Source organism: Ochrobactrum sp. PL_is501 (assembly GCF_055816895.1).
Genome location: NZ_JBVPGR010000031.1, coordinates 50,267 through 75,670 on the forward strand (window position 1 = coordinate 50,267; position 25,404 = coordinate 75,670).

The window sequence follows — 25,404 nt, forward strand, 5'->3', positions numbered from 1 at the left end:
TTCGTTATCGGCTCAGACCTTCGAACGCGGACGCAGCGTCCGGGCGCCGCGGACCATAGTCAGCACGCGACGCGGTGTAAAGGGCGAAGCCCTGCTTTTCCGATCAGTAAAGTCCGCCGGAACCCGAGTTGATGGCGCGTGTTGCCTGCGGCGACTGCGGCGCCACCGGAGAGCCTTCGCGGAAGGAATCCATGCCGATAACCGAATAGCTGTCCGATGGACCCGTACCCGGCTTGAAAGCTTCCATGATCACATTCGGATCGCCCTGGTTGGCGCGCATGCCGGTTTTGCGGTTGATTGCGATGACCGTCATGCCTTCAGGCACACGGAAATCCACTTTCGGCGTTCCGGCCAACGCCTGTTCCATGAAAGACTTGAACACGGGGGCTGCCAGACCGCCGCCGGTGTTGCCGCGACCGAGCGGCGTGGGCGTATCGTAACCCATGAAAACGCCAACCACGAGATCGGGCGTGAAGCCCACGAACCATGCGTCCTTCTCATCGTTGGTCGTACCGGTCTTGCCAGCCATCGGACGGTCCAGGCTCTTCAAAATCTGCGCTGTACCGCGCTGAACGACGCCTTCCATCATCGAGGTGATCTGATATGCCGTCATCGGATCGAGCACCTGATCGCGATTATCGATCAGCGTTGGCTCGTCCTGATTTCCCCATTCCTGCGCATTACAGCCTTCGCACTGGCGTGCATCATGCTTGAATACAGTCTTGCCGTAGCGATCCTGAATGCGGTCGATCATCGATGGCGTTATGCTCTGACCGCCATTCGCCATAATGGAATAGGCTGTCACCATGCGCAGAACGGTCGTCTCACCGGCGCCGAGCGCCATGGAGAGGACGGGCAGCATCTTGTCGTAGATACCGAAGCGTTCCGCATATTCGGCGACGAGCTTCATGCCCATGTCCTGCGCGAGACGCACGGTCATGACGTTACGCGACTGTTCAATACCGTAGCGTAGCGTAGACGGACCGGAGAACTTGCCCGAATAATTCTTCGGTGCCCAGACACCCAGCGTACCGCCCTGATTGACTTCCAGCGGGCCGTCCAGAACCACGGACGCAGGCGTGTACCCATTGTCGAGGGCCGCAGCATAGACGAACGGCTTGAACGACGAACCCGGCTGGCGATAGGCCTGCGTTGCGCGGTTGAACTCCGATTCCGCATACGAAAAGCCGCCGACCATGGCCAGAACACGGCCCGTATGCGGGTCCATGGCAACAAGCGCACCTTCAAGCTTCGGCGGCTGCTGGAGACGGAAACGGGATTCGCCTTGCTTGGCGACATAGATAATGTCGCCCGCTTTCAGCACACCTTCCGGCGATTTGGCGCTGGAGCGCTTGCCATCGATATTGACGACGCGCATGGCCCATTTCATGTCGTCGGCAGCAATGAATGCGCGCTTGCGTTCCTTACTCCGCGAGCCCGACGCCTCAAGCGGCGGCTGCAGACCGATATCCGCACCGGCAGCAGAAACATTGAGCACGATCGCGAGCTGCCATTCCGGCACGTCGGTGTAGGATTCCATATCACCGAATGCCGTACCCCAGTCGTTGCCAAGCTCGACATTCTTCATGGGGCCACGCCAGCCGCGCGCTTCGTCATAGCGGAGCAGCGCAGCCTGCAAGGACTTGCGTGCCTCGATCTGCAGCGTCGGATTCAGCGTGGTGCGAACCGAAAGACCGCCTTCGTAAAGCGCATCGACACCATATTTCTGGATGATCTGGCGGCGTACTTCCTCGGTGAAATATTCCGATGCAAACACATAGTGAGCATCCGAACGTTCCTTCACGCCGAGCGGCTGCTTCTTGGCTTCCGTCGCTTCTTCGGCGGTGATGTAACCGTTTTCGCTCATCCGGTCGATAACCCAGTTGCGGCGCTCGATGGCGCGCTCTGGCTGGCGGAACGGATGATAATTATTCGGGCCTTTCGGCAGGGCTGCGAGATACGCGCTCTCTGCGATGGAAAGTTCGCCGACCGATTTATCGAAGTAAGTCAGTGCTGCACTGGCAATACCGTATGAGCCAAGGCCGAAGAAGATTTCGTTGAGATAGAGCTCAAGAATACGGTCCTTCGAGTAAGCCTGCTCGATGCGCATCGCAAGGATGGCTTCCTTGATCTTGCGATCATAGGTTTGCTTCGAAGTCAGGAGGAAGTTCTTTGCAACCTGCTGCGTGATGGTGGACGCACCAACCGGGCGGCGGCCGGAGCCCATATTCTTGACGTTTGTCAACATTGCGCGGGCAAGGCCGGCGAAATCGAGACCATGATGTTCGTAGAAGGTCTTGTCTTCAGCCGAGACGAAAGCCGCTTTCACACGGTTGGGCACAGCCTGAATAGGAATATAGAGTCGGCGTTCGCGAGCGAACTCCGCCATCAGGCTACCATCGGAGGCATGAACGCGCGTCATTACGGGCGGCTCGTATTTTGCGAGCACCTCGTAATCTGGCAGATCCTTCGTGAGACTTCCGACGTAAAGGGCGACGCCACCTGCCACGAGGAGCATCAGCACCGTTCCGATTCCGAAGAAATATCCGATAAGCCTTACCATAAATGCGGAATCCTGCCTTCAGATTATTCATATGATAAGGGTCAAAGCACGCACAGCCAACCCTTTAGCCCAATTATGCCATATGGCAACCACTGGCTTAGTGACCAGCAAATGAGTCAAAGGCAAGATGGTTTACGTGTTTTTACCAAATTAACACGACTGCTTCCGTCTCCATCGCGAAAATCCGCAAAACTGTTGCAAGCCTGCATCTTATAAGATGTTGCGCATTTAAGAAACACCACCACAGTTCTCCATATTTCAGGGTCGCTACCCCTTGCTCATGCTTGCAGGATGTTTCAGTGCTTCAAACGCCTTGATCGCAATCGCAAGCCTGTCCGCAAGTTTTTTGCGCCACTCGGGATTGCTGATTAGCTTTTCGTCCTCGGCGTTGGACAAATATCCGATTTCGATCAGCACGGACGGCACGTCGGGTGCACGCAACACCTGAAAACCGGCAAAGCGATGCGGATTGTTAATGAGATTCACCTGCCCTTGCAGGGAATGGATCACCTTTTCGGCAAAACTCAGCGAAAATGTGTGCGTTTCACGCCGGGTCAGATCGAGAAGAATATCTGTAACCTCGGGCTGCTCTTCGGGCGCGGCACCTGCAAGGGTATCAGACTTGTTTTCCCGCTCAGCCATGGCGCGCGCGACAGAGTCGGATGCCTTGTCGGAGATCGTATAAACGGTCGCACCGCGAATATCGTGCTGGTTGATCGTATCGGCATGGATGGAGATGAACAAATCCGCTTCATGCTGGCGGGCGATCCGCACCCTTTCGGAAAGCCGCAAAAAAGTATCATCCTCGCGGGTCATGAGAACCTTGATGTTGCTGTCTTGCGCCAGGCGATCTTTGAGTTCCTGCCCGAAAGCGAGCGTCAGGTCTTTTTCCTTGATGCCACTGAGACTTTCCGCACCACTGTCGATGCCACCGTGTCCGGGATCGATCATGATAGTGAACGGGCGAGCCGCCCCAATCTGCGAGGCAGCCTGAACTGGCCTTTCATCGCGATCAGTAGAACTGGTTATTTCCTTGCGGCCCTGCAACTGATCCGCAAATTCCCGGTCCGACGTCGCAACAATATCAGCCACAAGGCGATAGCCTGATGCACTTTCGTTTTTCAGTACACGCAAGTCCTCTACCTTGAAGGGACCGCGCAACGTCAGAATGAGACGGGAACGGCCCTTGCCGACCAGTCCGTAACGAACACGAGATACCAGACCTCGCGCTTCCATACTTTTTTCATCGAAACCAAACCGTGTTTCAGGCAGATCAATAACGAGCCGATGCGGATTATCGAGAAGCAAGGTCGATAGCTTCGGTTCGCGGTCGAACATGACGACGATGCGCGTTCGCAGATCGTCACCAGCCATGCGGAAGGTCAGCGCAGCTAACGGGGAAGTCACGCGATCGGCCGCATAGACGGAGGCGGACTGAAACAACAGCGCCGACAAAAGGGCAAACAATACCCACAGGCGTCGCCTGCTCGGCAATCGGGTCACAGCGTTTTCAGCGCTTCGAAAATGCATCGGCCGCCACAATCAAGAATCTCATTGAATGACTGGTATCAATAATTGCAATACCGGCACGCTGCCCCTGCACCTTCTCGCCCAAATACCCATGAAACCACTCGTACAAAACTATAGTTAATGAACGATTTCCAGCCGTATTTCGACCGTGAACAGGGTCTATACTCAGCTTTCGGCAAAATTGCGATGCGAATGTCAATCGATATTCGCACTTGTCATCGTTCAAGCGACGCCATAAAAGCTATAACAGGTTATGGGTGAACTATCAGAATCGTTTGCCGGTTCTCAAAACGAACCGCAGGGAATGATAGTGAAATCAGCGGCATATTCATTCACCGCCACTCGATAACCGGCACAGAATTCAGCGGAGATGTGGCTTCCCCGCCCTCCGTTTCTATCGGCCGACTGCGCATCATTATGCGCTGTCGCCATCGCTCGGAAAGAGCAAAGAGGTCGGCCCGGCTTTTCCGGGTCATATATGAGGTCGTTTCGTTCGGAACAGCTATGGGTCAAGCAAGACTGACCACTGCAAGCCTGAAGACCGTGATCGCCGCGAGGCCGTCGCGCGCGGAGGCAGCAGCTTTTATTCCGACGAACCCAGAACCATCCGGCAGATGCAGCGCAGTGAGCACGACAGCCCTCAGGGTTTCGTCCGGCGCACGCGTTTTGCGTCTTCGCGCCGGCAGGAAAGACAATAATGTCCAACAAAATGCTTATAGATGCCTCCCACCCGGAGGAGACCCGGGTCATCGTCACACGGGGCAACAAGATTGAAGAATTCGACTTCGAGTCGGAACATAAGAAGCAGCTGAAAGGCAATATATACCTCGCACGCGTCACCCGCGTCGAACCTTCGCTTCAGGCTGCATTCGTGGAATATGGCGGCAATCGCCATGGCTTCCTCGCATTCTCCGAGATTCATCCCGACTACTATCAGATCCCGGTAGCTGACCGTCTTGCGCTGCTCGAGGCGGAAGCCAAAGCCGCACGTGCGGAAGACGACGAAGACGAACCGCGTGCCAAGAGCGAACGCAGCGAACGGAATGATCGTTCGCGCCGCAATCGCCGCCGCGGTCGTCGAGATGGCCAGAACGGGGAAGCGCAGGCCACTGCGTCAGACAAGGGCTTGCCAGCGGCAGAGCCTGTTGGTCCGGCATTTGAAAACTATGTGCCCGGGACACCTGCCATCGCCCTCTCTCAGACAAGCGATGTCATTTCTGAAGCCGTGGATCACGGCGACGATGATGATGTCGAACATGAAGAAGACATGGTCGAATCGGTCGGTTCGGAAGATGCGCTGGAAGAACTTCCGACGCATACCCGCACCAATCGCCGCCAGTACAACATTCAGGAAGTCATCAAGCGTCGCCAGATTCTTCTGGTGCAGGTGGTCAAGGAGGAGCGCGGCAACAAGGGCGCAGCTCTCACGACCTATCTTTCGCTTGCCGGACGCTATTCGGTGCTGATGCCGAACACCGCACGTGGCGGCGGCATTTCGCGCAAGATCACCAATCCGCAGGATCGCAAGCGTCTCAAGGAAATCGTCAAGGAACTCGAAGTGCCGCAGGGCATGGGCGTGATCTTGCGCACCGCTGGCGCGAACCGCACCAAGGCCGAAGTCAAGCGCGACTATGAATATCTGATGCGCCTTTGGGAAAATGTGCGCACGCTGACCCTGCAATCGACGGCGCCCGCCCTCGTCTACGAGGAAGGCAGCCTCATCAAGCGGTCGATCCGTGACCTTTACAATAAGGACATCTCGGAAATCCTCGTTTCCGGCGAAAACGGCTACCGCGAGGCCAAGGACTTCATGCGCATGCTCATGCCGAGCCATGCGAAGGTCGTTCAGCCATACCGCGAACAGGTTCCCATCTTTACGCGAAACGGTGTCGAGGCGCAGCTTGATCGCATGCTGCTGCCACAGGTCACGCTGAAGTCCGGCGGCTATCTGATCATCAACCAGACGGAAGCGCTGGTTGCCATCGACGTCAACTCGGGCCGTTCGACGCGCGAACATTCCATCGAGGACACCGCGCTCCAGACCAATCTGGAAGCTGCCGAGGAAGTTGCGCGCCAGCTGCGCCTGCGCGACCTTGCCGGTCTGATCGTCGTCGACTTCATCGACATGGAAGAAAAGCGCAACAATCGCGCTGTCGAAAAGAAGATGAAGGACTGCCTGAAGGATGATCGTGCGCGCATTCAGGTTGGCCGCATCTCGCATTTCGGCCTTCTGGAAATGTCGCGCCAGCGCATCCGCGCATCCGTGCTGGAAAGCACGATGCAGGTTTGCCCGCATTGCGGCGGTACCGGGCATATCCGTTCCGATTCCTCCATGGCGCTGCATATTATTCGCGGCATCGAGGACTATCTCCTGCGTCACTCCGGCTTCGACATTCATGTTCGCACGCCGGCTGCGTCAGCGCTTTATGTTCTCAATCATAAGCGCCAGCTCCTGGCCGATCTGGAAGGACGCTTCGGTGTAGCAATCAGCATTGACGCTGATGAGAGCGTTGGCCACCAGCATTTCGTCATCGACAAGGGTGCGCTGTCGACACGTCCGGTTACCCAGCCTCCGGTTCAGCCAATGGCTTATATCGAGGATGATATCGAAGATCCGGAAATCCCGCTTGATGAGGACGAAGCCGAAGAAGCAGCAACGGCTGAGGTTCAGGGTCGGGAAGATCGGGGCGATGATGAAGGTGACCGCAAGCGCCGCCGTCGCCGCCGTCGTCGCGGTGGCCGTGATCGTGAAAACCAGGAACAGACCGCAAAGGCTGATTCTGTTTCGGACGAAGCCTCCGATGAAGATGAGGATGCCGACGAAGCTCGGGAAACGTCTTCCAATGCTTCGTCAAGCGAGGAAGATCGCCGCAAGAAGCGTCGTCGCGGTCGCCGGGGCGGACGTAAAAACCGTCGCGATGATGAGCCGCGTGCACGCAAGGTTCCTGATCCTGAATTCGTCGGATATACCCCGGTCCTGCCGGTAAAGACCGAGGAAGCTGTCGTGGAAGAAGCTGCGGCGGTGACAGTCGAACAAGCCGTTGAAGTCGTTGAAGCCCCTGCTCCCGAACCCGTAGCCGAGGAAAAGCCAGCAAAACCTGCCCGCAAGACCCGTGCTCGCAAGTCTGCAAAGACTGAAGAAGTTGCCGAGGAAGTGGTTGCTGCCGAGGCAGAAGAAAAGCCCGCCAAGCCTGCCCGCAAGACCCGGGCGCGCAAGAAGGCGGTCGAAGAGGCTCCTGCCGAACCGGTTGCAGTCGCTGACGAGCCTGAAGCAGAAACAGAGAAGCCGAAGCGGCGCACTCGCAGGGCTGCTGCAAAGCCCGCTGTCGAGGTCGAAGAGACGGCTGCGGTCGAGGCCGCAGAGGTAACGACAATTGCCGAAACGCAAAAAAGCGCTGAACCTGTCGTGACCTCAAGCGAGGGCGAGGATCAGAAGCCCAAGCGCGCCGGCTGGTGGCAGAAGAAGGGTTTCTTCTGAGCCCCTCTTGACTGAAATAAAAAAACCGGCGGAAACGCCGGTTTTTTTTATGTTTTTAAGATTGAGAATGGCATTTTCACAAGCTGAGTAATCAGGCTCTCTGTTGTGGCAACCAGTCTTCCAGCCTGCGGACGGCCTCTTCCATTTCCTCAATCTTGCCAGCATAGGAAAAGCGCATCGTGCGATGCCCGTCCAGCGGGTCGAAATCACGTCCAGGCGTCGCGCCTATGTTGATTTCAGCAATCATCCGCTGGGCAAATTCCATGCTGTCATTGGTAAAGCGCGATACATCGCAATATGCATAGAATGCGCCATCCATTGGCGCAGCAAGGCTGAGGCCGATGCGTGGCAAATGATCCAACAGGACCAACCGGTTCTGACGGTAGCGATCCTTCACCCGCTCCAGTTCGGCGGTGGCATGAAAAGCCTCGATGGCGGCGCGCTGCGAAAGCTCCGGCGCGGAGATATAAAGGCTCTGGCTCAGCCGCTCGATTGCGCGAATATCGCCTTCGGGAAGAACCATCCAGCCGATCCGCCAGCCTGTCATGCAGTAATATTTGGAGAACGAGTTGATGACCGTTACATCGTTGGAAATCTCCAACGCCGTGACGTCATCGGTTTCATAGGAAAGCCTGTGGTAGATTTCATCTGAAATGACCCGGATACCCAGATCGCGCGCCGTTTCGATAATGGCTTTCAATTCCGGCTTGTCGATGACCGCGCCGGTTGGATTGGCCGGGCTGGCAAACAGCACGCCTTTCAAGGGTTTTTCCGCATGTGCCGCCGCCAGCGCTTCGGCAGTAAGCGATGCCGATGTTCCATTGCCGGTCGGTATTTCCACGACCTCAAGACCAAGAGCCGTCAATATATTGCGGTACGCAGGATAGCCGGGACGGGTAATCGCAACTCTGTCACCCGGATCGAAGTAGACCACGAAGGCCAGATTGAAGGCAGCAGATGAGCCGGTCGTGACCGCAATGCGCTCCGGTGAAACCGAAATACCGTAATGGTCGGCATAATGCGCGGCAATCGCCTCCCGCAGTTCAATCAGACCCAGAGCGTCGGTGTATCCGATGCGGCCGTCCTTCAAGGCGCGTTCGGCAGCCTGCCGGACAGCGGCGGGTGCGGGATCGGCAGGCTGGCCTACCGCCATGGAAATAATCGGATGCCCGGCGGCGCGACGGCGGTTAGCCTCTGCCAGAACGTCCATGGCGTGAAAGGGCTCAACTGCGCTGCGGCTGGAAAGAGTGACCACCATTACCTCCAGGAAATTGCGAATGACGCTTTACACACCCGCCGTATAATCGTCGGATTGGTAATGCAACAGCAGCGTTTGAGAAAATGCGATCAAATCCCGAGATGGAGATTATCCTGCACCTCCGCTATCGGTGATTGAATGCAAAGGCTATAAGATTCGAGCCAGTTTGAAGAAGGAAGAACAGCACGATGGGGATGATGACTTCACCTTTCCCAGCCAAGAGATTTTCTTTCCATAGTTTGGTTCGACGTTCGGTCGCCGTCTTGGCCGCGGCGTCCATAGCCGTCACAAGTGCCTTGCCCGCACTCGCGCAGTCGCGGGGCGGCGGCGTGCCTATCGTTCGAGACGCGGAAATCGAGGCACTCGTAGCTGATTATGCCGCGCCGATCCTCAAGGCGGCGGGTCTGGGTGGCCGCGGCATCCGGGTTATTCTCGTGAATTCCCAGAGCTTTAATGCCTTTGTCGATGGACGACGTATCTTCATCAATACGGGCGCGATCATGCAGGCGGAAACGCCCAATGAAATCATTGGCGTGATCGCACACGAATCGGGGCATCTTGCCGGAGGGCATCAGGAGCGCTTGCGTGAACAGTTGAGCCGTGCTCGCAACATGGCGATTATAGGCATGCTGCTTGGTGTTGGAGCCGGTGTTGCGGGTGCTGCAAGCGGCAGCGGCAATGCAGCAGGAGCCGGTGCAGGTATTGCAATGGGCTCAAGCGAAATGGCCATGCGCAGTCTGCTCAACTATCAGCGTACAGAAGAAATGACAGCCGATCGGCTTGCCGTGAACTATCTCAATGCCACGGGCCAATCAACCAAGGGCATGCTCGATACTTTCGAGCGCTTTGCATCGGCATTGTCGCTTACGGGTACCCAGATCGACCAGTATCGCATCAGCCACCCTCTCCCGCGCGAGCGAATTGCCAATCTGGAAGAGCTTGCGAGAAAAAGTCCGTATTTCAACAAGAGCGATTCCCCGGCCTTGCAATTGCGCCACGACATGGCTCGCGCGAAGATTGCCGCCTATTCCGGCAATATGGGTGCGCTGCAACGCATGTTCCGTAGCAATCCCGGCGGTCTGGCTGCCCGTTACGGCAATGCAATCACGACATTCCTGAACGGCTCGGCCCGCGCTGCGCTGCCGAAGTTCGATGCATTGGTCAAGGAACAGCCGAAAAACCCGTATTTCCAGGAAATGCGTGGCGAAGTCTTGCTGAAGGCCAATGATGCCGCAGGAGCGGCGAATGCTTTCCAGAAGGCCGTCTCGCTTGATCCGCGTAAATCGCCGCTGCTGCGCATGAGCTATGGGCGCGCGCTCATGCTCACCGGAGCAAAGACAAGCATGCCGACGGCAATCAAGGAGATCAAGGCAGGCATTGCTTCCGATCCGGAATTTCCCGGAGGATACGGTTACCTGGCGCAAGCTTACGGTCAACAGGGCGATATGGCGCTCGCCGATCTTGCCACCGCCGACATGAATTATTATTCGGGCAAGCTTCAACAGGCCCAGATCTTCGCCATCCGGGCGCAAAAGCAGATGAAGCCCGGGACACCGGACTGGCTGCGAGCGCAGGACATCATCAATACCAAGAAAAGCAAGTAAGGCTGCATTCAAGCCTGACGCTGATATTCAAAACAGATTGGAATTTGGAATGAAGAACGCAGTTTCCATCACGCTTGCCAGCGGCATAGTGGGCGTTGCAGCGCTGGCGGTGGGCTATTACGCGGGCACCGCCCGGCAGGCTCCTGCCCCTATCGAAAGCCCTGCTGCCGCTCCCATGGCAATGAACCAGCAGGCCATTGAAAATGTCGTCCGCAACTATCTCATCCAGAATCCAGAAATAATGCTGGAAGTGCAAAGTGCCCTTGAAACCAAGCAAGCACATGCAGCGCAGGAGCAGATCAAGCAGGTATTGGCCGCCAATCGCAGCACCCTTTACGATCCCAAGCACGACGCGGTCTTCGGCAATCCGGAAGGCGACGTGACGGTCTACGAGTTTTTTGACTACAATTGCGGTTACTGCAAGCGGGCCCTGCCGGATATGGAAGCCATCCTGAAAACCGACAAGAATGTGCGGTTCGTCATGAAGGAGTTTCCGATTCTAGGACCGGATTCCGCCAAGGCGCATATCGTGGCGCAGGCGTTCAGAGCGTTGATGCCGGAAAAATATGCTGAATTCCACGAAGTGCTGCTGGGCGCGCAAGAACGTGCGACGGAAGACTCCGCCATCGCCGATGCCGTGAAACTGGGAGCCGATGAAGCGCAGCTGCGCGAAAAGATGAAGGACCCGGCCATTACCGGCGCTTTCCAGCAAACTTATCAGCTGGCGCAGCAGCTCAACATTACCGGCACGCCATCCTACATCATCGGCGATGAACTGGTTCCCGGCGCGATCGGCGTCGACGGGCTTGTTGAGAGAATCGCGGCGGCACGCGCTGCATCAAGCAAATAAGCAATATGGCCATGGCTTGACGGACACCTTTGGTGAAACAGTTTAAGCCATGCCATTGAATATTCGTCTTGGATGAACAGAAATTGCCGTATTGCCTGCTCATTTTGCACAGAATAGCGGGAAAAACCGGTTCGGCAAAACATCTGCGATGATTTAGAGGGTTTCGACTTGCGTCCAAGCCCTCTATATGAAATGCGAAGTGTACCGAAATTTCGTGGTAGTGCGTTATCAGTCGCGGACGGATATGGCAAAAACGGTTTTTGTTTTGAACGGCCCTAATCTCAATCTTCTCGGAAAACGGGAACCTGGGATATATGGTGTAGCAACGCTCGAAGATATCGAAGCGAGCTGCAAGCGTGAGGCTGGTCAACTCGGGCTTGATGTCGACTTCCGTCAGTCCAACTACGAAGGCGATCTGGTGAGCTGGATTCAGGAAGCAGGCGATAAAAGCGCCTATGTCCTCATCAATCCTGCCGCCTACAGCCACACTTCGGTTGCTATTCACGATGCAATCCGCTCGGCCAAGGTAACGGTCGTGGAAGTGCATCTTTCGAACATACATGCGCGTGAGGCTTTCCGGCATCACTCCTATGTATCCGCAGTCGCCAGAGGCGTTATTTGCGGCTTTGGCGCGGAAGGATACCTGCTCGGTCTGCGCGCGCTTGCGGCAATTGCCAAAGAAGAAGAAAACAACGGGCAAAGCGTTAAAGGGGCCTGATATGTCCAGCAAAAATTCCGTCATCGACAAGGAAACGATCCGCGACCTGGCGGATATTCTCAATGAAACCGACCTGACCGACATCGAAGTCGAACACGGCGACCTGCGTATCCGCGTTTCGCGCAAGGTTACGGTTCAGGCCGCAGCAACTGTTATGCCTGCCGCAGCGCCTGTCGCAGCCGCTCCTGCGCCGGTTGCAGCCGCCGAGCCGACAAAGGCCGACCTGTCGAAGAACGCCGTTCCGTCGCCGATGGTTGGCACCGCCTATCTCGCTCCGGCTCCCGGCGCCCGCAACTTCATCGAAGTCGGCACGCAGGTGAAGGAAGGCCAGACCCTCCTCATCATCGAAGCCATGAAGACGATGAACCAGATTCCGGCCCCGCGCGCCGGTACTGTAAAGGCCATCCTCATCGAAGACGCTCAGCCGGTAGAATTCGGTGAGCCGCTCGTAGTAATCGAATAAGATAGCAGAATACGGCTTATTCAATGAACGGGCAGCAAAGCGCAATGTTTCAAAAGATACTCATAGCCAATCGTGGCGAAATCGCTCTTCGCGTGCTCAGGGCTTGTAAGGAACTGGGCATCAAGACCGTCGCCGTCCACTCCACGGCAGACGCCGATGCGATGCATGTGCGCCTGGCAGACGAAAGTGTGTGCATCGGCCCGCCGCCATCGCGCGACAGCTATCTGAACATCCATCAGATCGTTGCAGCCTGCGAGATCACCGGCGCCGACGCTATCCATCCGGGCTACGGCTTTCTGTCGGAAAATGCCAAGTTTGCGGAAATCCTGGAAGCACACGGCATCACTTTCATCGGCCCCACCGCTTCGCATATCCGCATCATGGGCGACAAGATCGAAGCCAAGCGCACCGCAAAGCGCCTCGGCATTCCGGTCGTTCCCGGATCCGATGGCGGTGTGACGGACGATGTGGAAGCTGCCCGCATTGCCAAGGAAATCGGTTATCCGGTCATCATCAAGGCTTCGGCCGGTGGCGGCGGACGCGGCATGAAGGTCGCCCGCAGCGAGGAAGATCTTTCCATCGCTCTTGCAACCGCTCGCTCGGAAGCCGGTGCAGCCTTTGGCGATGACGCAGTCTATATCGAGAAGTATCTCGAAAAGCCGCGTCACATCGAAGTCCAGGTCATGGGTGATGGGGCTGGCAATGCCATTCATCTGGGCGAACGCGACTGCTCGTTGCAGCGCCGTCACCAGAAGGTATGGGAAGAAGCCAATTCACCGGCGCTCAATGCCGAGGCACGCGACAAGATCGGCATGGTCTGCGCCAATGCCTGCGCGGAACTAGGCTACCGCGGTGCGGGAACGATCGAGTTCCTTTACGAAGACGGCGAATTCTATTTCATTGAGATGAACACGCGTCTTCAGGTGGAACACCCGATTACGGAAGCCATCACCGGCATCGATCTTGTTCACGAGCAGATTCGCGTTGCGGCCGGTCTCGGCCTGTCGGTCAAGCAGAAGGACATCCGCTTCTCCGGCCATGCAATCGAGTGCCGTATCAACGCGGAAGATCCGCTGACGTTTGCGCCCTCGCCGGGCCTGATCACCCATTATCACACGCCGGGCGGCCTTGGCATCCGCGTGGATTCGGGCGTCTATTCCGGCTATCGCATTCCGCCTTACTACGACAGCCTTATCGGCAAGCTCATTGTGCATGGCCGCAACCGCGTGGAATGCATGATGCGTCTGCGCCGCGCGCTGGACGAGTTCGTGGTGGATGGCGTTAAAACCACCCTGCCTCTCTTCCAGGACCTGATTGCAAATCAGGACATTGCCAACGGCGACTACGACATTCATTGGCTGGAAAAATATCTGGCCAAGAAAACCAAGAGCGAAAGCGCCTGACGAAAGTGACCGCAGGAGTGTCCCCGGACGACTATTCAATCGAACCGGAGCTGCTCCTGCGGGCCTATGCCACGGGAATATTTCCCATGGCCGAAGAAGCCGACGATCCGGAAGTCTTCTGGGTTCGTCCCGAGAGGCGCGGCGTTATCCCCCTCGATGGCTTCCATATTCCCAAAAGCCTCCAGAAAACGATCCGACAGGGCATTTTCGACATAAAGCTCGATAGCGATTTCGATGGCGTGATCGAAGGGTGCGCCAGCGGAACCGGCGAGCGCGCGCGCACGTGGATCAATGGTCCAATTCGCGAAGCCTACAGAAAACTGTTCGAAATCGGGCATTGTCACACGGTCGAAGCGTGGCATGACGGCAAGCTTGTCGGCGGACTTTACGGCGTCACGCTCGGGCGCGCCTTTTTCGGCGAGAGCATGTTTACGCGCAAGCGGGATGCGTCCAAGGTCTGCCTGGCCTATCTGGTCCAGCATCTGGTCAGCCGAGGCTTCGTTCTTCTCGACACCCAGTTCACCACGCCGCATCTTGAGAGATTCGGCGCCGTGGAAGTTCCAAGAAAGAAATACGAGAGACTGCTGGAAACGGCGCTCGACGGAACCGCGCGTTTCTAGAGCACACCGCCTACGGTTTGCAAAGAATGATGCGTAAACAAAAGGCTGAGTTTATTTGCGCTGATCCGGCGGAGGCACTTCCGACTTCTGCTTGCAGTCCTTCAGCCAGACGTCATAGATCGGGTGCTCGACAGCATTGAGGCCGGGGCTATCGGCAAACATCCAGCCGGTAAAGATACGGCGTATTTTCCGATCCAGCGTAATCTCATCGACCTGAACGAAGCCGTCCGTGCGTGGTGCTTCATTCTCCGTACGCGAATAACAGACTTTCGGCGTTACCTGGAGAGCGCCGAACTGAACGGTCTCATTAATGTAGACATCAAAGGTGGTAATGCGGCCTGTAATTTTGTCGAGACCCGAGAACTCCGCAACCGGATTGGTAATGCGTTCGGCCATCGCTGCCTGAAAGCAGCCGGCGGTCGCCATGAACGAGATCAGGGCAAGCTGAAAAGCCCTTTTGATCGAGTTTTTTCCGTTGCCGGGAGATTGCTTCGTCAAAACGGAGATCCGCATCCAAAGGGTTAAATTAAGCTGGAACAATTCCTAAGCATGAATTGTGACGATTCGTTGCCCTGTCGCAAGCCGCAATGCAGCCCCAGAGGGTGAAGCAAACCATCTATCCTCAAGCCTTTTCGCGATAGCGTCAAAAGTCGGACATAAGAAATCCGGCGCGGAATAACGCGCCGGACAAAGTCCGCAACAGATTATCAGTTGCCCGGTGTCCAGGCATCATATTCGCCGGTCACGCGCGGACGTTCCGCAGGCTCCGCACCCGGACGGGCAATGGCGCCCTTCGGACGATAAGCCAGCGGAGAACCGGTCAGGTTCTGCAGATGCGGCTTCTGCCAATCACGCGGCTTATAATCTTCCTTGGACGGCGGCGTGTCGACGCGATGATGCATCCAGCCATGCCAGCCCGGAGGAATAGCGCTGGCCTCGGCATAGCCATTGAAGATTACCCAGCGGCGCGTGCGACCTTCAGAGTCCTTGCCGCCTTGATAATAGATATTGCCGAACTCGTCCTCACCGACGCGCTCGCCCTTGCGCCACGTATGAAACCGTGTGCCGAGCGTCTGGCCGTTCCACCAGGTGAAAACTTGCGTAATAAATTTCTTCATGACCTATTCCAGATCCATCATTGCCACAGGTGGTCAGAACCACCGGGTTTTCTTGCTTATGGCCCTATCGCCCGGCCATGGCAAGGGTCAAGTTGCCGCTGTCACAAGAGTATGAAGAGCCCAAAGCGCTACGCGCTTCAGGCTTTTATATTCTCGCATGTCTTGCTCCCCAAACCGGTCTCCATTTTGGGGGACATGCTTTACATATTCCAGCCTTCGAGCGTCTTTTCCATGACCAGCACCGGCTCCTTGCAATTGGGATCGCCCCAATCTTCGTTGCGGCCGACCTTGCTGTAGCCCTTGCGCTCATAGAAATTGACCGCCTTGGCGTTTCTCTCGATCACTTCGAGCTTCATCGTCTTGACACCGGGAAAAGCCATCTCGATTTCAGCGAGAAGCATCGTCCCAATCCCCTGAACCTGCGTATCAGGGCGGACATAAAGCTGATGCAGCGAAGCCTTGCCTTCTTCGGACTGGCTGGCAAAAGCCATTCCGTCGATGCCGCCATTGCCGTTGTCGGCAACGATGAACTCCGAGTAAGGCTTCTTAAGATTGGCCTTCAGTACAGCGATGCTGTGCCACTGGGCGGTAACGGCATTCACCATTTCCCGCCCGAGGAGGTCATCGAAGGTCGCGTGCCAAGTCGATACAAGCAGTTCATGCACTGCCTTGAGATCGGCTTCTGTCGCGCTTCTGACCCACATTATTCTTCGATCCCGAGCTTGGTCTTGACCAGTTCATTGACGGATTGCGGGTTGGCTTTGCCACCCGTTGCCTTCATGACCTGACCGACGAACCAGCCGGCCAGTGTCGGCTTGGCTTTCGCCTGCTCGACTTTTTCCGGATTGGCGGCGATAACGTCATCCACGGCCTTCTCGATCGCACCGGTATCCGTGACCTGCTTCATGCCCCGTTCTTCAACGAGAGTCTTCGGGTCACCGCCCTCATTCCAGACGATTTCGAAAAGATCCTTGGCGATTTTGCCGGAAATCGTGCCTTCCTTGATGAGATCGATGATCGCACCAAGCTGGTCAGGATTGATCGGCGATTCCTCGATATCCTTGCCCGCCTTGTTCAGCGCGCCGAGAAGATCGTTGATGACCCAGTTTGCGGCGGCCTTGCCGTCACGACCGGCAGCAACGGCTTCATAATAATCGGCAATGGCCTTCTCGGTCACAAGGATCGAGGCGTCATAAACGGAAATGCCCTGCTTTTCGACAAGACGCTGCTTCTTGACGTCCGGCAGCTCCGGCAGTTCTGCGGCCAACGCATCGACGAAGGCCTGATCGAACTCGAGCGGAAGCAGATCAGGATCAGGGAAATAGCGGTAATCGTGCGCTTCTTCCTTGGAGCGCATGGAGCGTGTTTCACCCTTTATCGGGTCGAACAGGCGCGTTTCCTGATCGATGGAGCCGCCATCCTCGAGAATCGCAATCTGGCGGCGCGCTTCATATTCGATGGCCTGACCGACGAAACGGATCGAGTTGACGTTCTTGATTTCGCAACGCGTGCCGAACTCGCCACCGGGACGACGAACCGAAACGTTCACGTCGGCGCGCATCGAGCCTTCGTCCATGTTGCCATCGCAGGTGCCGAGATAGCGGACAATCGTGCGCAGCTTGGTCAGATAGGCGCGCGCCTCATCCGACGAGCGCAGGTCCGGCTTGGACACAATTTCCATCAAGGCGACGCCAGAACGGTTCAGGTCGACATAGGACATGGTTGGATGCTGGTCGTGCATGGACTTGCCTGCGTCCTGCTCCAGATGCAGGCGCTCGATGCCGATTTCCACGTCTTCGAACTGGCCCTTATTGTCCGGGCCGACCGAAATCATGATCTTGCCTTCACCGACGATGGGCTGCTTGAACTGCGAAATCTGATAGCCCTGCGGCAGATCGGGATAGAAATAGTTCTTGCGATCGAAAACCGACTTCAGATTGATCTGCGCATTGAGCCCAATGCCCGTGCGAACCGCCTGCTTGACGCATTCCAGATTGATGACCGGCAACATGCCCGGCATGGCCGCATCAACAAGGGAAACATTGGAGTTGGGCTCTGCACCGAACGAAGTGGAGGCGCCTGAAAACAGCTTCGATTCCGACGTGACCTGCGCATGGACTTCCATGCCGATGACGACTTCCCAGTCGCCCGTGGCGCCGGAGATGAAGCGTTTCGGTTCTGGCGTGCGCGTATCAATAAGGGTCATAGTAACTCGTCTATCTCTTCCTGTGCGACGCAATGCGCAGCAAAAATTCTATCTGACTTTGGCTAAAACAAACGGCGAAGACTGGCAAGCCTTCTCTGCCCTTCGACGTGATTTGCTCAAGCTTTCGTATGGAGCTTCCCAGCTCAGACTTCGCTAAAACCTATATGTCTGTAAAGCTTTTCGGCGCCAGAAGGGTTGTTCCGGTCCACTTTCAAACTAACCGTTGCCTGACCACGGTGAACGAAAAGTCGAAGAACATGAATCAAAAGTGCCTCTCCCAAACCTTCCCGCCGCCTGCCTGGATCGACAACTAGATCCTTTATGAAGCCACTATTCCAGCACTGCACAAATGCTACAGGCCGATGGGACTGATCGAGAACCAGAACGGCCAGTTCCGGATCGTACTCGCTATCGGCTATCAGCCCATTGTACCAGTTGTCGAAACCGGCGACCGAACCGCCACCCCCGGCATAGGCACGAACCAGCAAATCATGGGTGGCTCGGGCATACTCGCTAGCAAACGTAACTACGCTGACATCGGCTGGCCATGCAGGTTGGCGGGGCTCTTCGTGCATCGTCAGTTTCAGATGGAGATATGGCAATCCATTCATGTCACAGCTCCAACGGCAAATTGAACTTGAAATGAAAAGGCCGCGCAATGCGCGGCCTTCTCGTATGGATCAACCTTGGAAGAATTAAGCCTCTTCAGACTTGTCTTCGTCGGCTTTCTTCTTCGGAGCGGCCTTCTTCTTCGCAGCCGCCTTCTTGGCAGGCTTTGCTTCCGAAGCTGCATCTTCGTCTTCAGCCGTCAGCTCTTCCTTCGAGACCTTCTTGTCGGTCACGTTGATGTTGGCGAGCAGATGGTCAACGACCTTTTCTTCAAAGATCGGGGCGCGCAGGTTGGCAACGGCATCCGGCGTCTTGCGCAGGAATTCGTAGATTTCCTTTTCCTGGCCCGGATAGCGACGAACCTGATCGTAAACCGCGCGCTGCAGTTCTTCTTCCGTTACTTCCACGCCTGCCTTCTCGCCGATTTCGGAGAGAACGAGGCCAAGACGAACGCGACGCTCGGCGAGCTTGCGATATTCTTCGCGAGCAGCTTCTTCGGTGGTTTCTTCGTCTTCGAAGGTGCGGCCAGCCTGCTGCAGGTCGAAGTTGATCTGCTGCCAGATGTTGTTGAACTCAGCGTCAACAAGCTTCTGCGGCGTTTCGAACTGGTAGTCGCCATCCAGAGCGTCGAGAATCTGACGCTTTACCTTCTGGCGGGTGATCTGGCCGTACTGGCTTTCGATCTGTTCGCGAACGACCTGACGCAGACGCTCAAGCGATTCAATGCCGAGCTTCTTGGCGGTTTCGTCATCGAGAACGAGTTCGTTCGGCTTGGCAACTTCCTTGACCTTGATGTCGAAGGTAGCTTCCTTGCCAGCCAGGTGAGCGGCGCCATATTCAGCAGGGAACGTAACGTTGATAACCTTCTCGTCACCAGCCTTGAGGCCAACGAGCTGTTCTTCGAAGCCCGGAATGAACTGGCCGGAACCGAGAACGAGCTGCGCATCGTTGTCGGCGCCACCTTCGAACGGCTCGCCGTCGAGCTTGCCGAGATAATCGATGGTAACGCGATCTTCGTTTTCTGCCTTGCCCTTCTTGGTTTCGAAGGTGCGGGTCGAAGAAGCGATGCGCTTCACCTGCTCATCGACTTCCTCATCGGAAATATCGACGACTTCACGGGTAACGGCGATCTTGGAGAAGTCCTTGACTTCGATTGCCGGCAGAACTTCGTAGTTCAGCGAGAAAACGAAATCGGCCTTGCCGTCGAGAACCTTTTCGGCCTCTTTCTCGTCTTCCGACATGATGACTTCGGGCTGGGTCGCCGACTTTTCGTTGCGGTCAGCGAGAATCGAGCGCGACGAATCGTTGAGGATTTCGTTGACGATCTCGGCCATGAAGGACTTGCCGTACATCTTGCGCAGATGACCTGCAGGAACCTTGCCCGGGCGGAAGCCGTTGATCTTGGCGCGACCGCGCGCAGTTTCGAGCCGCTCCGAGAGCTTGGCTTCGAGGTCCTTGGCCGGAACCACGACTTTAATCTCGCGCTTCAGCCCTTCATTGAGCGTTTCGGTAACCTGCATGTTCAAACCTTCACTTCTTGTCATTGTCCCGCCGTCACCGGCTTACTTGCCTTGTCGCGGGAGAGAAATTCTTTTGCCTTATGGCAGTTGGTGCGGATGGAGGGACTCGAACCCCCACGGTCTCCCGCCAGAACCTAAATCTGGTGCGTCTACCAATTTCGCCACATCCGCTTCTGAACCGAAGCGCATTCCTCAGAACACACCATTATTCGTCTCAGATATTGAACCGCCCCTCGAAAGCGCGCGTCTCTATATCATCCAATTTTCCCGGTTCAAAGGAAAAAAGCCGCCTTCCCGTAGAGAATTACCGGGTTCGATCTGGCTACCCTTTTCCGTCTCTATATAGCGATCCTTCGCCGTCAGCCAACCCTTTTGAAACAAGGGGCGCTCTCGGCATCAATAAAGTGGCTCCTGATAGAGCTGCCTTCCGTCTTCCTGCAGGGCTTTTATGACCGGCATTCCTTTCGGATCGACGGCAACAACAGCGGTGATCCGACGCTCTTGCTGGCTGTCCTCGATCGCCCGTCCCTGCCCTTCAGGCACATAATATCGTTCGATGCCGAAATTGAGACGAACATTCGATTGCGGATCATCGGATATGAAATAGGCGGCTTCGCCGCGAATCTGCACTTCGCCCGCTGCAAGCTCCGAAAGAGGTGCGAATGAAGCGCGCGAAAACCGCGCTATGCCGTCCGCATCAGGCTTCACCGCCACATAGACAGTGCGCGAACCGGCGGAAGGCGTGCCCGCTATGTCCTTTCTTGCCAGGCTGGATATCTCGTAACCCAGCACAACATAGTCGCCACGCATCAGGTCGCGCGGGTCGAAAGGTTCCGTCTGGAGTGTTACTTCCGCGCCTGAGCGCAGGACCGAGGCGCGTTTTTCGATGCCGGCATAAAGAATGCCGGTTTGCAGCAATGCGGCTATCGTCGCCCCGACATAGAGCCATTTGAACCGAGTGGTCATGGATGCACCTCCACACTGCTTTTCCTTCCGAAACGGTTCTCCATGCGCCGCACGAACGCAGCCAGCAACAAGACCAGAATGCCCGCAGTCAGAAAGAAACCGGAGGTCCCAATCATGGTGCCGACCGTCTCAAAAGCCAGATAGAGAACCTGAATCGAAAATGCGGCATAGGCGATGGAGCGCAGGCCGCCATTATTCCGTCCGGCAACAGCAATCGCTCCAATCGCAAGCGCCAGTATGAAGATGCTATATAATATGTCCCTATCCAGACTTGCGCCATCGCTGGAATAAGAGAGCGCTTGGTTGAGCTGAAGCGTGATGAGCGCCAGCAGCGCGAGAGCCAGACCGTATGCCGCCAGCGGATGTGCGAAGCGGGTCAATCTTTGCACCGTCGCATGAGCAAAACCGTCAGCAAGTATCAGGCCGTTTCCCACGACCAGCATAAGTACCAGCACCGTATTGCTCTCGTGCTCGGCATAAATGAGCAAAGCCCAACCGATGGAGAACATGGCCCACAGATGCGCCGCATGCCGCGAGCGTGTGAACAAGGCCGCCACTGCCCCGAACAGCAAAAGCAGCGGCCCGACCCAGCGATAAGTCATGTCGTCATAGGACGAGGTATCAAACACATAGGTGGAAAGATAAAAGCAGGCGACGCCAGCACCAAAAGCCGCCAACACTGGCGCGCGCAGAAGAAAGGCCGAAATCAAGACGCCAACGGACCAATAGATTGCGGCGGAATGGATGTCGCCGGACAAATGATACATTTGCCCCACAAGCGCCAGCCCTGCCCCGAAGGATGCGGCCCCTACAATATAGAGTGCCGCCGGGAACAGCTTGTCACCCCGAGCTTGCCGCCACGCGCCACCGAGATAGCTTGTCCATATAAGAACGAATATGAGGCCGATGCGCATGAGGCGCGGCATTTCCTGCCAGTTAGCGGCAACGAGCATGATAACGGCTGCACCAAGAAGCAGCCCGCCAAGGGTGGCCAGAACGGAACCGAGACTGAAGACCGAAGCCCGCTTTTCAAGGTCGGCGTTCAATTTCGATGCAGTCTCCGCATCGATCAGGCCGTCCCGCTGCCATCGCTCTATCAGGCGCTCAACAGATATGGAAAATGACAAATTAGCTCCTGCTCATTCCGTCAGTTGTTGCTGCCGCAACCGTAAGCGGTTGAGAACATATAGGAAACCGCGCTGGCGGCAAAGAGTGGATCAAATCGCTTTGCGGCAATTTTGTGCCCTACCAGTCTAATCGATTTAGAGTGACGTGCAGAACCCGCAGAGCAGCTATGCAAAGTCGGGTCTGCAACCTGCGAAAACAATAGCTTATATCATGGCCAACAAACGAAATGAATTGAACAGAACTCCAGTTCCTCAACGATGAAGGAATAGCACGATGAACCTGCTTCGCTCTTACAACAACTGGCGCCGTTACCGCGACACCGTCAATGAACTCAGCCAGCTCTCCACCCGCGAGCTGAACGATCTTGGCATCTCCCGCGCGGACATTCCGTTCGTGGCTCGCCAGACCAAGGCTCGCTAATTCAACGAGCCTCATAATTTTCCCGATACGGGTTTCTCCAAGTCTGGCTCCTCCTCCCACCAGACTTGGTTCATCGCAGAACCACCCTCCTCCCAGGTTCTGCGATAACAAGACCGGTTCTCCTCCTCCCAATGCCGGTCTTACCATAATGGCATCCGTCGCTCCTCCTCCCGCGACGGATGCCATTTCTTTTTGCGGCTCGATTCCTCTTCCCGGCGCGCCTTCTCCATTGAAGGCGTTCAGCAAAGGCGATAAGGGAATGGCCATGTCAAAAACACCCGATCTTTCTCCCGTTCACGTCGTCGGCGGCGGCCTTGCCGGTTCTGAAGCAGCATGGCAGCTCGCGCAGGCGGGCGTGCCCGTCATATTGCACGAAATGCGTCCAGTGCGCGGCACCGATGCGCATAAGACCGAGCAGCTGGCAGAGCTTGTCTGTTCCAACTCATTCCGCTCGGACGATGCCGAAACCAATGCCGTCGGCGTTCTTCATGCCGAGATGCGCCTTGCCGGTTCGCTCATCATGGCTTGCGCTGACGCCCATCAGGTTCCGGCTGGCGGTGCATTGGCTGTCGATCGCGAAGGTTTTTCGCAGGCCGTCACTGCCAAGCTTGAAGCCCATCCGCTGATTACCATCGTTCGGGAAGAAGTCACCGGCCTGCCGCCGGAGGAATGGGGAACGACCATCGTTGCCACCGGGCCTTTGACCGCCCCCTCGCTGGCGGAGGCCATTCAGGCGCAAACCGGCGCGGATGCGCTGGCTTTCTTCGACGCCATTGCGCCGATCATCCATTTTGATTCGATCAATATGGATGTCTGCTGGTTCCAGTCGCGCTATGACAAGGTGGGGCCCGGCGGCACCGGGAAAGACTACATCAACTGCCCTATGGACAAGGAGCAGTACGAAGCTTTTGTGGCTGCATTGGTCGAAGGCGACAAGACCGACTTCAAGGAATGGGAAGGCACACCCTATTTCGATGGCTGCCTGCCGATCGAGGTGATGGCCGAACGCGGAGCGGAAACCTTGCGCCATGGCCCCATGAAGCCGATGGGCCTTACCAATGCGCACAACCCGACCGTAAAGCCCTATGCTGTTGTGCAGCTTCGTCAGGACAATGCGCTTGGCACGCTCTACAATATGGTCGGCTTCCAGACGAAGCTCAAATACGGCTCGCAGACGGGCATCTTCAAGATGATTCCGGGGCTGGAGAACGCTGAATTTGCGCGTCTCGGCGGCCTTCACCGCAACACCTATCTGAATTCTCCCGTGCTGCTTGACGGCACGCTTCGGCTTAAATCACGCGAGACATTGCGCTTTGCCGGTCAGGTGACGGGCTGCGAAGGCTATGTCGAATCGTCTGCGATCGGCCTGCTGGCAGGCCGTTTCACAGCCGCCGAGAAGCTGGGGCAAGCGTTGACGCCGCCTCCCGAAACCACGGCATTCGGTGCCCTGCTTGGGCATATCACGGGCGGACATATTGTTGCAGACGACGAGCCGGGCAAACGTTCGTTCCAGCCGATGAATGTGAATTTCGGCCTGTTCCCGCCCGTCGATGTGCCGAAGCCCGAAGGCAAGCGTCTGCGCGGCAAGGAAAAGACAATTGCCAAAAAGCGTGCGCTTTCCGCGCGTGCTCTCGCTGATTGCCGCCAATGGCTGGGGCTGGCTGAGTGATATTGCGACAGGCTTCAGGTCGATTAAACTGAAGCCTGTCCTTTTTGGCCGCTCAGAAGTTGGCTCTGAACATGAGCCATTGCTTTCGGATCGCGGATATGTCCGCGATCTTCTCGGTGGCCTGCGTGCCGAGGCGCTCGATTGCTCGCAGATAGGCCGGGACAAGCGCCAAGGACAGAAACGCCGGAGCAAGGCTCTTCGGCAGTTGCGACCTGTTCTTCTCGAAAATCGCCAGATGTTCCCGCGCGAAAGCCAGCATGATGCTGATGACGCGTTCGGTGGCCGCTTTGTCTTCCCCGGCGAGCAAGGTTTCGCGCGTCACACCGACCGCCTGCAACATGTCTGCCGGAACATAGAGTTGCCCACGCCGCCGATGAATGGGCATCAGGCGAAGCAAACCGGTCACGGCCTGCGCTACTCCCGCATGGCCTGTTATCTCGGTTTGTGCCTGCGCGGCTTCCCTGTCGAGTATAAAACCGGCTAGCTGAATGATCGCCGACGCGGTTTCCCCGCAATAACCTTCCAGATCATTGCGGCTCGGCATCGGGTCGTCATAGAGATCGAAAATGCGCGCTTCGCAGTAATTGTCGAAGGCCGCACGCGGCAGCTCATATTTTTCAATGGTGGCGATCAGCGCTGCGGCGACAGGATGCGCTTCTGCACTGCCTCTTGCTTCGCCGTTGATGAGATCGCGCCACCATTGCAGGCGCACCTCGCCCGGCAGCGGTTCGTGGACCAGATCGCGGATGCGCGCGATCTCGGCATTGAATGCGTATAATGCCGCCAGACCGCCGCGACGATCCTCCGGTGCGTAAAGCACTGAAAGATAGCGGTCCCGGTCCGCTTCGCGAAGCAATGCCAGGCAATGTGCCTCATTCTCGTTCATGGTAGTCAATCTACAGCAATCAGCGCCGCTGCAACCGCGCGATCTTCAGCCAGAAGCACATTATAGGTGCGGACCGCCGCACCCGTGCTCATGGGATCGGATGAAATGCCGTGTTCGCGCAGGATGGCGCGCACATCTTCAGGGATACGGCGCAGATCCATGCCCGTGCCCACCAGCAGAATTTCAATATCCGATGCCTGTTCAAGGATCATCTTGAGGTCAGCCTTGGCCAGTATCGGCGGCGTTGCGGGTTCCCAGCCATGAATGCCCGACGGCAGGCAAAGGACAGAACCGCGATGCGACATTTCCGCAAAGCGGAAGCCCCCATTGCCATAGGCATCAATGGGCGCACGACCCGGAAAATGGGCCTCTCTTATCTCTATCCCATGGGCCAT

23 protein-coding genes and 1 tRNA gene are annotated in these 25,404 nt (G+C 56.6%); 9 read left to right on the forward strand and 15 right to left on the reverse strand.

Annotation, left to right across the window (positions count from 1 at the left end; translation table 11 throughout):
- Positions 1-103 precede the first annotated feature (103 nt).
- The 3 genes from AC0TOF_RS06020 to AC0TOF_RS06030 all read right to left on the reverse strand — a co-directional run bounded on the left by AC0TOF_RS06020 (position 104) and on the right by AC0TOF_RS06030 (position 4,788).
- Positions 104-2,563, reverse strand: a complete 2,460-nt coding sequence (locus tag AC0TOF_RS06020) for a penicillin-binding protein 1A (RefSeq protein WP_122000189.1) — start codon at positions 2,561-2,563, stop codon at positions 104-106.
- Positions 2,564-2,830: 267 nt separating this feature from the next.
- Positions 2,831-4,093 carry an N-acetylmuramoyl-L-alanine amidase gene (locus AC0TOF_RS06025; protein ID WP_473767548.1) on the reverse strand — a complete coding sequence of 421 codons (1,263 nt, stop codon included), beginning with the start codon at positions 4,091-4,093 and terminating at the stop codon, positions 2,831-2,833.
- Between the two features lie 509 nt (positions 4,094-4,602).
- A complete protein-coding gene (locus AC0TOF_RS06030; protein ID WP_122000187.1) occupies positions 4,603-4,788 on the reverse strand; it encodes a hypothetical protein in 186 nt (61 codons plus the stop codon).
- 2 nt (positions 4,789-4,790) lie between these two features.
- Here AC0TOF_RS06030 and AC0TOF_RS06035 point away from each other — a divergent pair, with 2 nt between their 5' ends.
- Positions 4,791-7,571 (forward strand): Rne/Rng family ribonuclease, encoded by a 2,781-nt coding sequence (locus AC0TOF_RS06035; protein WP_473767549.1) that lies wholly within the window; start codon positions 4,791-4,793, stop codon positions 7,569-7,571.
- 91 nt (positions 7,572-7,662) lie between these two features.
- Here AC0TOF_RS06035 and AC0TOF_RS06040 read toward each other — a convergent pair whose 3' ends face one another.
- Complete coding sequence (locus tag AC0TOF_RS06040; protein WP_473767669.1) at positions 7,663-8,826, reverse strand: pyridoxal phosphate-dependent aminotransferase; 1,164 nt, start codon at positions 8,824-8,826, stop codon at positions 7,663-7,665.
- 191 nt (positions 8,827-9,017) lie between these two features.
- Here AC0TOF_RS06040 and AC0TOF_RS06045 point away from each other — a divergent pair, with 191 nt between their 5' ends.
- From AC0TOF_RS06045 to aat, 6 genes are all read left to right on the forward strand, one after another.
- The gene (locus tag AC0TOF_RS06045; RefSeq protein ID WP_122000185.1) at positions 9,018-10,433 is read left to right on the forward strand and encodes a tetratricopeptide repeat protein; all 1,416 of its coding nucleotides are present in this window, start codon (positions 9,018-9,020) and stop codon (positions 10,431-10,433) included.
- A gap of 49 nt (positions 10,434-10,482) precedes the next feature.
- Positions 10,483-11,283 (forward strand): DsbA family protein, encoded by an 801-nt coding sequence (locus AC0TOF_RS06050; RefSeq protein WP_473767550.1) that lies wholly within the window; start codon positions 10,483-10,485, stop codon positions 11,281-11,283.
- 244 nt (positions 11,284-11,527) lie between these two features.
- Complete coding sequence (aroQ, locus tag AC0TOF_RS06055; RefSeq protein WP_122000254.1) at positions 11,528-12,001, forward strand: type II 3-dehydroquinate dehydratase; 474 nt, start codon at positions 11,528-11,530, stop codon at positions 11,999-12,001.
- Position 12,002: 1 nt separating this feature from the next.
- Entirely contained in the window at positions 12,003-12,464 is a 462-nt protein-coding gene (gene accB, locus AC0TOF_RS06060; RefSeq protein ID WP_473767551.1) for an acetyl-CoA carboxylase biotin carboxyl carrier protein, read from the forward strand.
- Between the two features lie 44 nt (positions 12,465-12,508).
- Positions 12,509-13,867 carry an acetyl-CoA carboxylase biotin carboxylase subunit gene (accC, locus tag AC0TOF_RS06065; protein ID WP_006472125.1) on the forward strand — a complete coding sequence of 453 codons (1,359 nt, stop codon included), beginning with the start codon at positions 12,509-12,511 and terminating at the stop codon, positions 13,865-13,867.
- Positions 13,868-13,917: 50 nt separating this feature from the next.
- On the forward strand, positions 13,918-14,487 hold the full coding sequence (gene aat, locus AC0TOF_RS06070; protein WP_473767670.1) for a leucyl/phenylalanyl-tRNA--protein transferase: 570 nt from the start codon (positions 13,918-13,920) through the stop codon (positions 14,485-14,487).
- A gap of 51 nt (positions 14,488-14,538) precedes the next feature.
- Here aat and AC0TOF_RS06075 read toward each other — a convergent pair whose 3' ends face one another.
- The 9 genes from AC0TOF_RS06075 to AC0TOF_RS06115 form a co-directional block, all read right to left on the reverse strand.
- Positions 14,539-15,000 (reverse strand): DUF2155 domain-containing protein, encoded by a 462-nt coding sequence (locus AC0TOF_RS06075; RefSeq protein ID WP_122000181.1) that lies wholly within the window; start codon positions 14,998-15,000, stop codon positions 14,539-14,541.
- 194 nt (positions 15,001-15,194) lie between these two features.
- Entirely contained in the window at positions 15,195-15,605 is a 411-nt protein-coding gene (locus AC0TOF_RS06080) for an NADH:ubiquinone oxidoreductase subunit NDUFA12 (RefSeq protein WP_122000180.1), read from the reverse strand.
- 200 nt (positions 15,606-15,805) lie between these two features.
- The gene (locus AC0TOF_RS06085; RefSeq protein WP_122000179.1) at positions 15,806-16,309 is read right to left on the reverse strand and encodes a GNAT family N-acetyltransferase; all 504 of its coding nucleotides are present in this window, start codon (positions 16,307-16,309) and stop codon (positions 15,806-15,808) included.
- The gene (gatB, locus tag AC0TOF_RS06090; protein ID WP_473767552.1) at positions 16,309-17,811 is read right to left on the reverse strand and encodes an Asp-tRNA(Asn)/Glu-tRNA(Gln) amidotransferase subunit GatB; all 1,503 of its coding nucleotides are present in this window, start codon (positions 17,809-17,811) and stop codon (positions 16,309-16,311) included. Before gatB ends, AC0TOF_RS06085 begins: the two co-directional genes overlap by 1 nt.
- Positions 17,812-17,954: 143 nt before the next feature.
- The gene (locus AC0TOF_RS06095; protein WP_473767553.1) at positions 17,955-18,422 is read right to left on the reverse strand and encodes a GNAT family N-acetyltransferase; all 468 of its coding nucleotides are present in this window, start codon (positions 18,420-18,422) and stop codon (positions 17,955-17,957) included.
- Positions 18,423-18,506: 84 nt separating this feature from the next.
- Complete coding sequence (gene tig, locus AC0TOF_RS06100) at positions 18,507-19,940, reverse strand: trigger factor (RefSeq protein WP_473767671.1); 1,434 nt, start codon at positions 19,938-19,940, stop codon at positions 18,507-18,509.
- Between the two features lie 88 nt (positions 19,941-20,028).
- A tRNA-Leu gene (locus AC0TOF_RS06105) sits at positions 20,029-20,111 on the reverse strand.
- 225 nt (positions 20,112-20,336) lie between these two features.
- The gene (locus AC0TOF_RS06110; RefSeq protein WP_473767554.1) at positions 20,337-20,906 is read right to left on the reverse strand and encodes a GDYXXLXY domain-containing protein; all 570 of its coding nucleotides are present in this window, start codon (positions 20,904-20,906) and stop codon (positions 20,337-20,339) included.
- The gene (locus AC0TOF_RS06115; RefSeq protein ID WP_473767555.1) at positions 20,903-22,033 is read right to left on the reverse strand and encodes a DUF2157 domain-containing protein; all 1,131 of its coding nucleotides are present in this window, start codon (positions 22,031-22,033) and stop codon (positions 20,903-20,905) included. The genes AC0TOF_RS06110 and AC0TOF_RS06115 overlap by 4 nt, the downstream gene beginning before the upstream one ends.
- Positions 22,034-22,307: 274 nt before the next feature.
- On the opposite strand from AC0TOF_RS06115, the gene AC0TOF_RS06120 reads away from it, so the two are divergent.
- Positions 22,308-22,454 carry a DUF1127 domain-containing protein gene (locus tag AC0TOF_RS06120; protein WP_006466676.1) on the forward strand — a complete coding sequence of 49 codons (147 nt, stop codon included), beginning with the start codon at positions 22,308-22,310 and terminating at the stop codon, positions 22,452-22,454.
- Between the two features lie 265 nt (positions 22,455-22,719).
- Positions 22,720-24,123, forward strand: coding sequence for a methylenetetrahydrofolate--tRNA-(uracil(54)-C(5))-methyltransferase (FADH(2)-oxidizing) TrmFO (gene trmFO, locus AC0TOF_RS06125; RefSeq protein ID WP_473767556.1), 1,404 nt, complete (start codon positions 22,720-22,722; stop codon positions 24,121-24,123).
- A 52-nt stretch (positions 24,124-24,175) separates the two neighbouring features.
- On the opposite strand, the gene AC0TOF_RS06130 is transcribed toward trmFO, so the two are convergent.
- Positions 24,176-25,009, reverse strand: coding sequence for a phytoene/squalene synthase family protein (locus AC0TOF_RS06130; protein WP_473767557.1), 834 nt, complete (start codon positions 25,007-25,009; stop codon positions 24,176-24,178).
- Positions 25,010-25,014: 5 nt separating this feature from the next.
- Entirely contained in the window at positions 25,015-25,404 is a 390-nt protein-coding gene (locus tag AC0TOF_RS06135) for an Mth938-like domain-containing protein (RefSeq protein ID WP_473767558.1), read from the reverse strand.